Source organism: Agrobacterium sp. CMT1 (assembly GCF_037203725.1).
Lineage (GTDB): Bacteria > Pseudomonadota > Alphaproteobacteria > Rhizobiales > Rhizobiaceae > Agrobacterium > Agrobacterium pusense.
The window spans coordinates 401,100-413,427 of sequence record NZ_JBBCAR010000003.1; the positions used below are offsets into that span (position 1 = coordinate 401,100).

Below are 12,328 nucleotides of genomic sequence, written 5' to 3' on the forward strand. Positions count from 1 at the left end.
AAAGCGTTTTAGTCCTTGATAAGCATCAGGTCGCCGGCTGCGAATTTCAGCGTGACCTGCTCACCGACGGCGGGCGGTGCTGTGCCGGGATCGTTGAACATGTCGAAAGACAGCGTCGAACCGCCCAGATCAAGGCGTGTGCGGATGACCGAGCCGAGGAACTGGCTGGAGGTGACGAGGCCGGAAATGGCGACGTCGCCTTTCGCATCGCTGCCGAGGGAGCCCGCTTCCGGGCGAAGCGCCAGCGTGATTTTTTCGCCATTCGCGGCATCGACCGGCTTCGGCAGGGTGATCTGCTGCTCCCCGACCTGGATGGTGTTGGACGAGGAATCCACCACGGTCGCGTCGATGAGGTTCAGCGTGCCGACGAAGGAGGCGACGAAGCGGGTGGCGGGCGTGTTGTAGATATCAAAGGGCGAGCCGATCTGGTCGGCGCGGCCGGCATTCATGACAACGATGCGGTCGGAAATCGACAGGGCCTCTTCCTGATCGTGGGTCACGAAAATGGTGGTGATGCCGAGTTTCTGCTGAATCTGGCGGATTTCCTCGCGCAGCGAAACACGAATCTTGGCGTCGAGTGCCGAGAGCGGTTCGTCCAGCAAAAGCACTTCCGGCTTCGGCGCGAGCGCACGGGCCAACGCCACGCGTTGCTGTTGGCCGCCCGACATCTGGTAGGGATAACGGTCAGCCAGATGCTCCAGGTGGATGAGCTGGAGCATTTCTTTCACGCGCGCGTCGATTTCGGCTTTCGGTTTGCCTGCGACTTTCAGGCCGAAGGCGACGTTTTCATAGACATTCATGTTCGGGAACAGCGCATAAGCCTGGAACACCATGCCAATATTGCGCTGGTTGGGCCGGAGCGTTGTCTGGTCCTTGCCGTTGATGACGATCGACCCTCCGGTCGGGATTTCGAAACCGGCGATCATGCGCAGTACCGTGGTCTTGCCGCAGCCCGATGGCCCGAGGAAGGAGACGAACTCGCGCTTTTCGATGGCCATGTTGAAATCATGTACGACCTGGACGGAGCCGAAGGATTTCTTGATGTTGCTAAGTGTCAAAAAGCTCATGAAATATTGTCCTCAGGCCTTGGGAGGCGCGCCCTTCTGGTAGCGTGAAACGAGTTGGATCAGACCGAGGCAACCCCAGGTAATGCCGAAGGAAATCACGGCAAGCGCTGCCGGTTCATAGGCGCGGTTGGCACCCAGCAGCTGCATGTAGGGGCCGAAGGCCGGGCGGTTCAAAAGGGCTGCCATGGTGAATTCACCGATGACGATAGCGAAGGTCAGGAAGGCGCCCGACAGCACGGCGACCAGAACATTGGGCAGGATGATGCGCGAAAGGATGGTCGTCCAGCCCGCGCCGAGGCTCTGCGCCGCTTCCGTCAGTGTCGCCACGTCGATGGTTCTGAGGCCGGTATCGACGGCGCGGTACATATAGGGCAGGGCGAGCGTGGCATAACCGAACATCAGAAGCAGGTTGGTGCCGAAGCTCGTGCCGGTCAGCGGCAGCCAGCTGGAGGTGTTGTAAAGCCTGATATAACCGAAGACGATGACGATGGCCGGGATGACCAGCGGCAGAAGCGTGATGAATTCGATATAGGGGCGCAGGCCCGGCAGTTTCAGACGCACCCAATAGGCTGTCGGTACCACCAGCAGGACGCCGAAAATGATGGTGAACAGCGCCATGACGACGGAATAGCTGAAGGTTTCCTGGAAGCGCGGGTCGCCCAGCACCTTGGCATAAGCGTCGAAAGAATATTCGCCGCGCCGCATTTTCAGCGAGAAATTGGTCATGCCGATCAGCGGCAGGGCGAAATAGAGCAGGCCGAAAATCAGCGCGCCCCAGGCGAAGAAACGCTTCATTTCAGCCACCTTTCGCTGCGGGCGCGCAGCCAGATATAAAGTGCATTGGCAATGCCTGTCACGACGATCATGCCGAAGGCGAGCGCGTAACCGAGATGCGGATTGCCGAGAACGTCGCCGCGAATCTGCGCGAAGAGCAGGATCGGTACGATGTTGAGCGAGGAGCCGGTGAGCGCAATTGCGGTGGCCACTGCGCCGAAGGCATTGGCAAACAGCAGCGACATGGTGCCGAGCAGCGACGGCAGCAAGATCGGAAAGGCCACCATGCGCCAATATTGAAAGCCGGTGGCTCCGAGAATTTCCGCCGCTTCGCGCCATTCGCGTTTCAGGCCGTCAAGCGCGGGCGTGATGATGAGGATCATCAGCGGAATCTGGAAGAACAGATAGGTGACGGTGAGACCCCAGAAGGACAGGATGTTGAAGCCGAGCATCCTGAGATCGATGCCGACCTGCGTCTTCAGGAAGACGGTCAGGAGGCCGACCGGGCCAAGCGTGGCGATGAAGGCGAAGGCAAGCGGTACCCCGGCGAATTGCGATGCGACGCCTGAAAAGGTGAGAAGCGGTCCGCGGATACGCTGCGGCAGACCACCGAGCACTACGGCCGCGGCTACGGCAAAGCCGATGAGGCAGCCGAGCGCTGCAGAAGCGAGGCTGATCTTTATCGAGATCCAGTAGGCCGAAAGGATGGATGCGGTAAAAAGCCCTGCAATGTTTTCAAGCGTGAAAGTTCCGTCTGTCCGCTGGAACGCGCCAACGACGATCTTCATCGTCGGCATAATCAGAAACAGCAGCACAAAAACGGCAAAAGGTACGACGCCTATCCAATGCAGCGGCAGCTTTCTGCGCGCGTCGGATGGTCCGCCGGTGTTGGTTGATGGCATCCTTGTCCCCAAACGCCGTTTTCAAACGGTCTGTCTATAAAGGTCTATATTATAAAAGAAGCACCCCGGCTTTGATCGGCCGGGGTGCGTTTTCAACAATTTACTTCACGTTCGCGCCGACAACGCTATCCCAGCCGCCAGTGACGGCCGCCTTGTTGGCATCGACTTCCTCGAGCGTCGGGAAGATCGCCTTTTCATAGGCTGCTGCCGGCGGCAGGCTGTCGATCAGGTCCTGCGGAACCTTGCCGGCCTTGACCATGGCGTTGAAGCGGATCGGGTGGCAATAACCCTTCAGCCAGCCGAGCTGACCGTCGTCGGAGTAGAGGTGCTCCATCCACAGCTTGGCAGCATTCGGATGCGGGGCGTAAGCGGAAATGCCCTGCACGTAAACACCGGCGAGAACGCCCTTTTCGGGAACGACGACTTCCGTCGGCGGGTTGTCGTTCAGCGTCTTCTTCCAGGACAGCGCATTATAGTCCCAGGCAACGATAATCGGCGTGGCACCCTGTGCAAGTGTACCGGCCTTGCCAATAGTCGGCAGGAAGTTGCCAGCCTTGTTGAGGTCGGCGAAATATTTCAGGCCGGCTTCACCGGCTTCCTTGCCGGATTTTGCTCCGGTTGAAAGACCGGCGGCGAGAACACCGAGGATAGCCTGGTTGGAGGCGCGCGGGTCACCCGCAAGCGCGACCTGACCGGAATAGTCAGCCTTCAGAAGGTCTGCCCAGTCCTTCGGCGTTTCCTTGACAAGATCCTTGTTCACGAAGAACGACATCACGCCGTAATAGTCGCCGTACCAGTAACCTTCGGGATCCTTGACGTTGTCAGGAATTTCGTCCCAGGTGGAGACCTTGTAGGGCTGCAGCAGGCCTTCGGCCTTCATCTGCGGGCCGAAAGCAAGACCGACGTCAATGACGTCAGGCGCCTGCGGGCCCTTATTGTCCTTGTTTGCCTTAACTGCTTCGACTTCGTCGGCGGAGCCGGCGTCGGGGTTCAGTTCATTGACGGTGATTTCCGGATATTTCGCCTTGAAGGCGGCGATCACGTCGCCGTAACCACACCAGTCGTGCGGCAGGGCGATGGTGGTCAGCATGCCTTCCTTCTTGGCGGCGGCGATCAGTTCGGCGCTCGGCTCAGCGGCGGCAATAGCGGTGGAGGCGATGACCAGTGCGGTGGTTGTAGCAAGCAGTCGGCGGCAGTGAGAGATCACTTTTTTCTCCTCTTCGTGTTCTCATATTGCGGACGCTGATACGGATTCTCGATGAAGCTAATGTGACGGCTGGATGGCAATTCATTTATCCGGATTCCGCCACTTTAAACCCATTTTCCGCCATTATCGGGCTTTTTGCCAGCAATTGCGCGAGTTGACCGTTTTTGTCCGTTAGACCAGATGCGTTCCCCAGCTTGGTTTTTCCCCTGCTTTATCGTGCTGGTAGCGATCGCAGGTATCCAATCAGCGTGCGGCATCGGCGTCAAGTCGTATGCCGGCTACGCATATTCACGTTCTGTCAGGGCGTCGGAACAGGCGTGTCTGTTCAAACAGGCCCTCCAGTGCGTTCATGCGTTCCTTGGTTTCGTCCCACGTGCCGCTCTGCACCGCTTCGATCAGCGCCTCGACGACAAAAAGCGTAACGACAGACGAATCCCACGCGGACGGGGCCTCTATTTTGACCCGGAAAATATGCAGCGCATGACGCGCCACCGGCGATGTCCACTGGTCGGTAAAGAGGATGATCTGCACCCCATTTGCCTTGGCCACCTCTGCCAGCGTCGTCATATCGTGCTCGTAACGGCGGATGTCGAAAATGACGAGCACATCGCCGGCGCTCATATTCAGCATATATTGCGGCCAGGCGCTGGAGTTGGACGACATCAGCGTTGTCTTCGGTCGGATCACCTGCATGTGGGTGAAGAAATATTCGGCAACCGCACCGGTGATGCGCCCGCCGACGAAGTAGATGCTGCGCTTGCGGTCGGAAAGCAGCGCGGCGGCATTGTCGAAGACGGCGGTATCGAGATCACCAAGCGTATCGCGCAGATTGCCGGTAATGGCGTCGGCGAAACGGTTGAGAATGTGCAGGCCCGGCGCGTTGGTTGCCCAGCGGTCATGTTTGGCCACCGGACCGGAGATCGTCGCTTCCAGCTCCTGGTGCAGATGCGCCTGAAATTCGGGGTAGCCCTTATAGCCGAGCTTCTGCACCATCCGCGCCACTGTCGGGGTGGAAACACCGGCATTTTCGGCAATCGTGGTGATGCTGCCGAGGCCGGACACCGGATAATTGCCGAGCAGGCTTTCTGCCAGCCGTTTTTCGGAACGTGTCAGCGCGTCGTAATGGGCATGGATGACATCCGACACGGTGGCCGCGGTGTTGCGCAAATCTTTCCCCTTCCGGTCTTTCTGCCGGTGTGTGCGCTAAAATAAACATCTCTGCCCGTGATTGAGTCAATGGAAAAATGAAGAGAAAATTTCAAAATTCCATTTGACACCCGCCATAATGTGAAGAATTCTTTTCGCCGTTAGTGAAGACGGTTTTCCGGGTGGGGTACGTGCATGACGGTGCGTTCGCGGTTTTTCACAGAAGCGGAAGGGCAGGCCGTTGGCATCGAAAATGCCGGTGCGGCGGGCGATGTCCTGCTTGTCTGCGAACATGCTTCGGCCACCGTCCCGCAAAGATTAAGCACGCTCGGCCTGTCGCCCGAGGTTCTTTCAAGTCATGTGGCATGGGACCCCGGCGCTCTGGCCGTTGCCCGTCTGCTTTCGGAGAAGCTCGACGCGACGCTCATTTATCAGAGGTTTTCCCGCCTGGTCTATGATTGCAACAGGCCCCCCGAATCGCCGTCCGCCATGCCGGTAAAAAGCGAAGTATATGATATTCCGGGCAATTTCGACCTCACCGAAGCGGAGCGGTTTGCCCGAACGTCAGCGCTGTATGTGCCGTTTCACGACCGGGTGAGCGAGATCATCGCCGAGCGGCAGGCGAAGGGCCGCAAGGTGGTGGTGGTGACCATCCACAGTTTCACGCCGGTTTATCACGGCCGGTTCCGCGAGGTTGAGATCGGCATCCTGCATGATACCGACAGCCGTCTCGCTGACGCCATGCTGACAGGCGCCGAAGGGGCCTCGCTCACGGTCAATCGCAACGATCCTTATGGCCCGGAAGATGGCGTGACGCATACGTTGCGACTGCATGCGCTGCCGGACGGGCTTTTGAACGTCATGATCGAGATCCGCAACGATCTGATCGCCGATGAAGGAGAGCAGGCGAACATCGCCGCATTTCTACACGAGCTTATGGGGAAGGCACTCGCATCGATCGACGAGTGAGGGAGCAGGGGCCGGCCGATGGTGAACACACCGGGGTCAGGCATCGAAGGGAGACTGCCGCCATCCGGTCAAAGAAGCCGGGAAAACGAAGCGGTACGGGAACAGCAGATGCGTGCGGCGCGATCCGGGAGTTTCCTGATGGCGCCGAAGACTGGGGCACAATCGGCCAATAACGGCTGACTGGCTTGTTTTTTTCTTATCAGGAGAGAAGGGCATGGACAGTTCATCGTCAGGCGTCAGCTACAAGAAAGCTGATGCATCCTATTTCGAAAAACGCGGACTATCCCGTTATGCGGGCGTGTGGTCGCTCTGGTCGCTTGGCGTCGGCGCGGTCATATCAGGGCATTTTTCCGGATGGAATTTCGGTTTCTCCACCGGCGGCTGGGGCGGCATGCTGGTGGCGGGCATCATCATCGCCATCATGTATCTCGGGCTGACATTCTCGATCGCCGAAATGAGCCCGGCGCTGCCCCACACGGGTGCGGCCTATTCCTTCGCTCGCACGGCCATGGGCCCCTGGGGCGGCTTTATCACCGGTCTTTGTGAGAATGTTGAATACGTGCTGACGCCGGCGGTCGTCGTCACCTTCATCACAGCCTATGTGAACTCGATTCTCGGCCTCGATCCGGCCTATTCACCCTTCGTGTGGATAGCGTTTTACGCGATATTCCTTGCGCTCAACGTCTTCGGGCTTGAGCTTTCCTTCAAGGTGACGCTCGTCATCACACTGATTTCGCTCGCCGTTCTGGTGTTCTTCTGGATCAGTGCCATTCCCAATATCGATTTTTCGCGTTTTGCGCTCAACATCGGCGTCGGACCTGATGGCAAGGCGGTGGAACTGCCGGAGGGCGGTGGCTCGTTCTTCCCGTTCGGTTTTTCGGGCGTTCTCGCCACGCTGCCTTTCGCGGTCTGGCTGTTCCTCGCCATCGAGCAGCTGCCGCTCGCGGCTGAGGAATCCGTCGATCCGAAACGCGACATGCCGAAGGGAATCATCCTTGGCATGGTCACGCTGATGGTTTCGGCCTTCATGATCGTGCTGCTCAACCCGTCGCTGCCGGGCGTCGGCGCCTTCCATCTCAGCTCCTCGCTTGAGCCGCTGCTTGATGGCTTCAAGGCGATCTATGGCGATGGCGGTGTGGTGCTGCTCGGTCTCGTCGCGCTTACCGGCCTCATCGCCAGCTTCCATACGATCCTCTATGCGCAGGGCCGCCAGATCTATTCGCTGTCGCGTGCGGGTTATTTCCCGACGGTGCTGTCGATCACCCACTCGAAATACCGCACGCCATACGTGGCCAACATCACCGGCGCGATCGTCGGCCTTGCGGTCATGCTGGTCATCTGGTTCGCGCTGGGTGCGGAACAGGGCGGCAGCATCATCGGCAGCGTGCTTTTGAACATGGCCGTGTTCGGCGCGATGTTCTCCTACATCATGCAGGCGATTTCCTTCATCCTGCTCCGCAAGAACCTGCCGCATATCGAGCGGCCGTTCCGTTCGCCCTTCGGCATTCCAGGTGCGGTGCTGACTGTCATCATCGCCATCGTCACGCTGCTTTACCAGATCCAGGATCCGAACTTCACAAAGGGCGTGCTCTGGGTCGCCGTCTGGTTTGCGGTCGCCATCGCCTATTTCGCTTTCATCGGCCGTCATCGCCTCATCCTCTCGCCGGAAGAGGAATTCGCGCTGGAGCACAAGCAGGCTGCCATGGCAGCGGCGGCTGCAAAGGCCTGATGCTTAAACAAGCGGGCGGCCGCAACCCGGCCGCCCGGTCACGACAATAAAGGGAACGGATAAAATGACGAGCTACACATTTGACGCGCTTAAAATGGATGTCGCCGAAGGGCGCATCGACACGGTTCTGGCCTGCCTTGTCGACATGCAGGGGCGTCTGATGGGCAAACGGTTCCAGGCTGAATTCTTCGTCGAAAGCGCCTTTGAGGAAACCCATAGCTGCAACTATGTGCTTGCCACCGATATGGAGATGGAGACCGTTCCCGGTTACAAATCCTCCAGCTGGGAGAAGGGTTACGGCGATTATGTCCTGAAGCCCGATCTTTCGACGCTGCGCCGTGTGCCGTGGCTGGAAGGCACGGCGCTGGTGCTGTGCGACGTGCTCGATCATCACACCCACGAAGAGGTTCCGCATTCGCCGCGCGCGCTTCTCAAGAAGCAGGTGGCTCGGCTGGAGGCCATGGGGCTGAAGGCCTATATGGCGACCGAACTTGAATTCTTCCTCTTCGACCAGACTTTCGACGCGGCGCGCGCCAGCGGTTACAAGGGGCTGAACCTCGCCAGCGGCTATAATGAAGATTACCATATCTTCCAGACGACCAAGGAGGAAGATGTGATGCGGGCGCTGCGCAAGGGCCTGCAGGGAGCCGGCATTCCGGTTGAAAATTCCAAGGGCGAAGCGTCCGCGGGGCAGGCGGAGATCAATGTTCGTTATGCCGATGCGCTGACCATGGCAGACAGGCACGCGATCATCAAGAACGCCACCAAGGAGATCGCCTGGTCCAAGGGCAAGGCGGTGACGTTCCTCGCCAAGTGGAACTACAATGCCGCCGGCAGTTCCTCACATATTCACCAGTCGCTGTGGAGCCTTGACGGGAAGACGCCCGCGTTCCTGGACAAAGATGCGGAGCACGGCATGTCGCAATTGATGCGGCATTATGTTGCCGGGCTGCTGGCCCACGCCAGTGAAATTACTTATTTCCTCGCCCCGTACATCAATTCCTACAAGCGTTTCATGGCGGGTACCTTCGCGCCCACAAAAGCGATCTGGAGCCTCGACAACCGCACGGCGGGATATCGCCTCTGCGGCGCCGATACCAAGGGCATCCGCATCGAATGCCGCGTGGGCGGCTCCGATCTCAACCCCTATCTCGCTATGGCCGCCCTGCTTGCAGCAGGCATTGACGGCATCGAAAATAAACTTGAACTTGAGCCCGAATTTGTCGGTGATGCCTATGGCGGCAAGGATGTGCGCGAGATACCCAAGACGCTGCGTGACGCCACTGCGTTTCTGGACGGATCGAAAATGCTGCGCAGCGCCTTTGGCGACGATGTGATCGATCATTACGTCCGCGCCGGGGCGTGGGAACAGGAAGAATACGACCGCCGCGTGACCGACTGGGAAGTGGCGCGCGGTTTCGAACGAGCCTAATCATTACGGGAAAACATCATGACCATGATCCAGAATATCTCGCCCATCGACGGCTCAGTTTATGCCGAGCGGGAGGCGATGTCGCTGGAGGCGGCACGGGCCGCCGTTTCAGAGGCGCGCAAGGCGCAGAAGGACTGGGCACGACGCCCGCTTGAGGACCGCGTTCAGCTGGTTCTGAAAGGCGTCGCACGCCTCAACGAAATGGTGGACGAGGTCGTGCCGGAACTTGCCCATATGATGGGCCGTCCGGTGCGCTATGGCGGCGAGTTCAAAGGCTTCAACGAACGCTCCAACTATGTCGCCTCCATTGCAGCCGATGCGTTGGCGCCGCTCGTCATCGAGGAAAGCGGCAATTTCGAACGCCGCATCGAACGTGAGGCGCATGGCGTGGTCTTTGTCATCGCGCCCTGGAACTATCCTTACATGACGGCGATCAACACCGTCGCGCCGGCTTTGATGGCCGGCAATACGGTCGTCATCAAACATGCGGCGCAGACGCTGCTGGTCGGCGAGCGCATGGTGCGGGCTTTTGTCGAGGCCGGTGTGCCTGACGATGTCTTCATCAATGTCTTCCTCGACCATGGCACGACCTCGGCGCTCATTTCCGAGGGCCTTTTCAACTTCGTCAACTTCACCGGTTCAGTGGAAGGTGGCCGCGCGATCGAGCGCGCCGCTGCCGGCACCTTCACCGGTCTAGGTCTTGAACTCGGCGGCAAGGATCCCGGTTACGTCATGGAAGATGCCGACCTCGATGCCGCCGTCGATACGCTGATGGATGGCGCCACCTATAATTCCGGGCAATGCTGCTGCGGCATCGAGCGCATCTACGTCAACGAAAACCTCTATGACGCCTTTGTCGAGAAGTCGGTCGCGTGGGTGTCGAACTACAAGCTCGGCAATCCGCTGGAGCAGGAAACCACGCTCGGGCCGATGGCCAACAAGCGTTTTGCCAAGGTGGTTCGTGCGCAGATTGCCGATGCCGTCTCGAAGGGGGCCAAGGCGTTGGTCGATCCAAAGCTGTTCCCTGCCGATGATGGCGAAAGCGCCTATGTCGCGCCGCAAGTCCTCGTCAACGTCGATCACTCCATGGAGTTCATGACCGAAGAAACCTTCGGTCCGGCGGTCGGCATCATGAAGGTCAAGAACGACGACGAAGCCATCGCGCTGATGAATGACAGCAAATACGGGCTGACCGCTTCGCTCTGGACGCAGGATGCCGCCCGCGCCGGGCGCATCGGCCGCGAGATCGAAACCGGAACCGTGTTCATGAACCGCGCTGATTATCTCGACCCGGCGCTTTGCTGGACCGGTGTGAAGGAAACGGGCCGTGGCGGTTCGCTCTCCGTCCTCGGCTTCCAGAACCTGACCCGCCCGAAATCCTACCATCTGAAGAAAGTCACGAAATGAATATCGTCGCCAACTGGAGCTACCCCACCGCCGTCAAGCTTGGCCGTGGCCGGATCAAGGAACTGGCGGAAGCCTGCAAGACGCTTGGTATCAAGAAGCCGCTTCTTGTGACGGATCGCGGCCTTGCCAATATGGCGATTACCGCGCATGCGCTGGATGTGCTGGAAGAGGCGGGCCTCGGCCGGGCGATCTTCGCCGAGGTCGATCCGAACCCGAACGAAATCAACATGGAAGCGGGCGTGAAAGCTTACCGCGATGGCGGCCATGATGGTGTCGTCGCTTTCGGCGGCGGCTCGGGGCTCGATCTTGGCAAGACCATCGCCTTCATGGCCGGGCAGACCCGCCCGGTCTGGGATTTCGAAGATATCGGCGACTGGTGGACACGGGCGGACGCTTCCAAGATCGCGCCTATCGTTGCCGTTCCGACGACGGCCGGCACCGGTTCGGAAGTCGGTCGCGCCAGCGTCATCACCAATTCGCAGACGCATGTGAAAAAGATCATCTTCCATCCGAAGCTCTTGCCCGGCGTCGTCATCTGCGATCCGGAGCTGACGGTTGGTATGCCGAAGGTCATCACGGCCGGCACGGGCATGGATGCTTTCGCCCATTGCCTGGAGGCCTATTCCTCGCCCTTTTATCATCCCATGAGTGCCGGTGTGGCGCTGGAGGGTCTGCGTCTCGTCAAGGAATTCCTGCCGCGCGCCTATAAGGATGGCACGGATATTGAAGCGCGCACCAACATGATGGCGGCGGCAGCGATGGGGGCGGTTGCCTTCCAGAAGGGCCTCGGCGCCATCCATTCGCTCTCGCATCCGATCGGCGCTGTCTACAACACCCATCACGGCATGACCAATGCCGTCGTCATGCCGGCGGTGCTGCGTTTCAACCGTCCTGCCATCGAGGACAAGATTGCCCGCGCCGCTGCCTATCTTGGCATTTCCGGCGGTTTCGACGGCTTTTATGACTATGTGCTGGAGCTTCGCAAGGAACTCGGCGTGCCGGAGAATCTCACCGCCATGGGCATCAAGCCGGATCGTATCGACGAACTGGCGGCGGAAGCGATCAAGGACCCGAGCTGCGGCGGCAATCCAGTGCCGATGACGCTGGAAAATACGAAGAAATTGTTCGAGGACTGCTTTTAAGGGGTAGGCACAGCACCATGAGGTTTTCAGTTTTTTCGCCATTGCTCGCAGTGGCGTTTCTAAGCATACCCGTCGTGGCGCAGGCCGCTTCATTTAAGGAGCTTTCCGGTCAGGGCTATAAGGTGGGGGCCCTGACGAACAATAGAGCGGGAAACCAGGGATGGAATTTGTCCAAGGGCTCAGATCGCTATTTCTGTGAAATGCGCGCAACTATGGCGTATTCGGGAAAGAAGGGCATTGTGTCCTTCACCAGCGCTGGACGCTTGATCAAGCTTGATCGCGCAACTGTTGAGAAAAGGGTGGGCGGTTCCCTGGATCTGCCAAAATATGAAGACCTCAAAGCCGGCCGCCTGCGGGCTGACGATGTGGGTTCCTGCCGAAAGCTAACGTGATCAATATGATGGCAGAGGCCCGCGATATCAGTCGCGGGCTTTTCTCATAGCGCTTCGCCCCGGCGTTAGCGTTTTATTAACCCTGTTCGTTAAGATTATGGAAAGCACCATGAAGTGCGTCGGTGCGTGAATGAGCATGAAACGGCTCTGACAAACAGGGG

11 protein-coding genes are annotated in these 12,328 nt (G+C 59.0%); 6 read left to right on the forward strand and 5 right to left on the reverse strand.

The features are described 5' to 3' along the window. Positions 1-8: 8 nt before the first annotated feature. The 5 genes from WA845_RS06920 to WA845_RS06940 form a co-directional block, all read right to left on the reverse strand. Complete coding sequence (locus tag WA845_RS06920; protein WP_337322237.1) at positions 9-1,067, reverse strand: ABC transporter ATP-binding protein; 1,059 nt, start codon at positions 1,065-1,067, stop codon at positions 9-11. Between the two features lie 12 nt (positions 1,068-1,079). Continuing rightward, complete coding sequence (locus tag WA845_RS06925) at positions 1,080-1,862, reverse strand: ABC transporter permease (RefSeq protein WP_004442862.1); 783 nt, start codon at positions 1,860-1,862, stop codon at positions 1,080-1,082. Then, positions 1,859-2,743: an ABC transporter permease gene (locus tag WA845_RS06930; protein ID WP_037089843.1), complete on the reverse strand. Its 885-nt coding sequence runs from the start codon at positions 2,741-2,743 to the stop codon at positions 1,859-1,861. Before WA845_RS06930 ends, WA845_RS06925 begins: the two co-directional genes overlap by 4 nt. A gap of 100 nt (positions 2,744-2,843) precedes the next feature. Continuing rightward, on the reverse strand, positions 2,844-3,950 hold the full coding sequence (locus WA845_RS06935; RefSeq protein WP_006697730.1) for an ABC transporter substrate-binding protein: 1,107 nt from the start codon (positions 3,948-3,950) through the stop codon (positions 2,844-2,846). A 288-nt stretch (positions 3,951-4,238) separates the two neighbouring features. Continuing rightward, positions 4,239-5,117 (reverse strand): MurR/RpiR family transcriptional regulator, encoded by an 879-nt coding sequence (locus tag WA845_RS06940; RefSeq protein WP_112553941.1) that lies wholly within the window; start codon positions 5,115-5,117, stop codon positions 4,239-4,241. 174 nt (positions 5,118-5,291) lie between these two features. Between WA845_RS06940 and WA845_RS06945 the strand changes: the two genes are divergently transcribed. The 6 genes from WA845_RS06945 (at position 5,292) to WA845_RS06970 (ending at position 12,167) form a co-directional block, all read left to right on the forward strand. Then, positions 5,292-6,065, forward strand: coding sequence for an N-formylglutamate amidohydrolase (locus tag WA845_RS06945; RefSeq protein ID WP_006697732.1), 774 nt, complete (start codon positions 5,292-5,294; stop codon positions 6,063-6,065). A gap of 214 nt (positions 6,066-6,279) precedes the next feature. After that, positions 6,280-7,794, forward strand: coding sequence for an amino acid permease (locus WA845_RS06950; protein WP_022556629.1), 1,515 nt, complete (start codon positions 6,280-6,282; stop codon positions 7,792-7,794). Positions 7,795-7,858: 64 nt separating this feature from the next. Then, positions 7,859-9,226, forward strand: a complete 1,368-nt coding sequence (locus tag WA845_RS06955; RefSeq protein WP_006697733.1) for a glutamine synthetase family protein — start codon at positions 7,859-7,861, stop codon at positions 9,224-9,226. Between the two features lie 18 nt (positions 9,227-9,244). Continuing rightward, positions 9,245-10,633: an aldehyde dehydrogenase family protein gene (locus WA845_RS06960; RefSeq protein WP_112553939.1), complete on the forward strand. Its 1,389-nt coding sequence runs from the start codon at positions 9,245-9,247 to the stop codon at positions 10,631-10,633. Then, positions 10,630-11,775: an iron-containing alcohol dehydrogenase gene (locus WA845_RS06965; protein ID WP_104679546.1), complete on the forward strand. Its 1,146-nt coding sequence runs from the start codon at positions 10,630-10,632 to the stop codon at positions 11,773-11,775. The genes WA845_RS06960 and WA845_RS06965 overlap by 4 nt, the downstream gene beginning before the upstream one ends. A gap of 17 nt (positions 11,776-11,792) precedes the next feature. Then, the gene (locus tag WA845_RS06970) at positions 11,793-12,167 is read left to right on the forward strand and encodes a hypothetical protein (protein WP_112553937.1); all 375 of its coding nucleotides are present in this window, start codon (positions 11,793-11,795) and stop codon (positions 12,165-12,167) included. Positions 12,168-12,328: the final 161 nt, after the last annotated feature.

What these genes read in the sequence shown, in the direction of transcription:
- WA845_RS06945 (WP_006697732.1), top strand. Translation starts at nt 5,292, where the DNA reads ATGACGGTGCGTTCGCGGTTTTTCACAGAAGCGGAAGGGCAGGCCGTT.
- WA845_RS06970 (WP_112553937.1), top strand. Translation starts at nt 11,793, where the DNA reads ATGAGGTTTTCAGTTTTTTCGCCATTGCTCGCAGTGGCGTTTCTAAGC.
- WA845_RS06925 (WP_004442862.1), bottom strand. Translation starts at nt 1,862, where the DNA reads ATGAAGCGTTTCTTCGCCTGGGGCGCGCTGATTTTCGGCCTGCTCTAT.
- WA845_RS06960 (WP_112553939.1), top strand. Translation starts at nt 9,245, where the DNA reads ATGACCATGATCCAGAATATCTCGCCCATCGACGGCTCAGTTTATGCC.
- WA845_RS06955 (WP_006697733.1), top strand. Translation starts at nt 7,859, where the DNA reads ATGACGAGCTACACATTTGACGCGCTTAAAATGGATGTCGCCGAAGGG.
- WA845_RS06920 (WP_337322237.1), bottom strand. Translation starts at nt 1,067, where the DNA reads ATGAGCTTTTTGACACTTAGCAACATCAAGAAATCCTTCGGCTCCGTC.
- WA845_RS06930 (WP_037089843.1), bottom strand. Translation starts at nt 2,743, where the DNA reads ATGCCATCAACCAACACCGGCGGACCATCCGACGCGCGCAGAAAGCTG.
- WA845_RS06965 (WP_104679546.1), top strand. Translation starts at nt 10,630, where the DNA reads ATGAATATCGTCGCCAACTGGAGCTACCCCACCGCCGTCAAGCTTGGC.
- WA845_RS06950 (WP_022556629.1), top strand. Translation starts at nt 6,280, where the DNA reads ATGGACAGTTCATCGTCAGGCGTCAGCTACAAGAAAGCTGATGCATCC.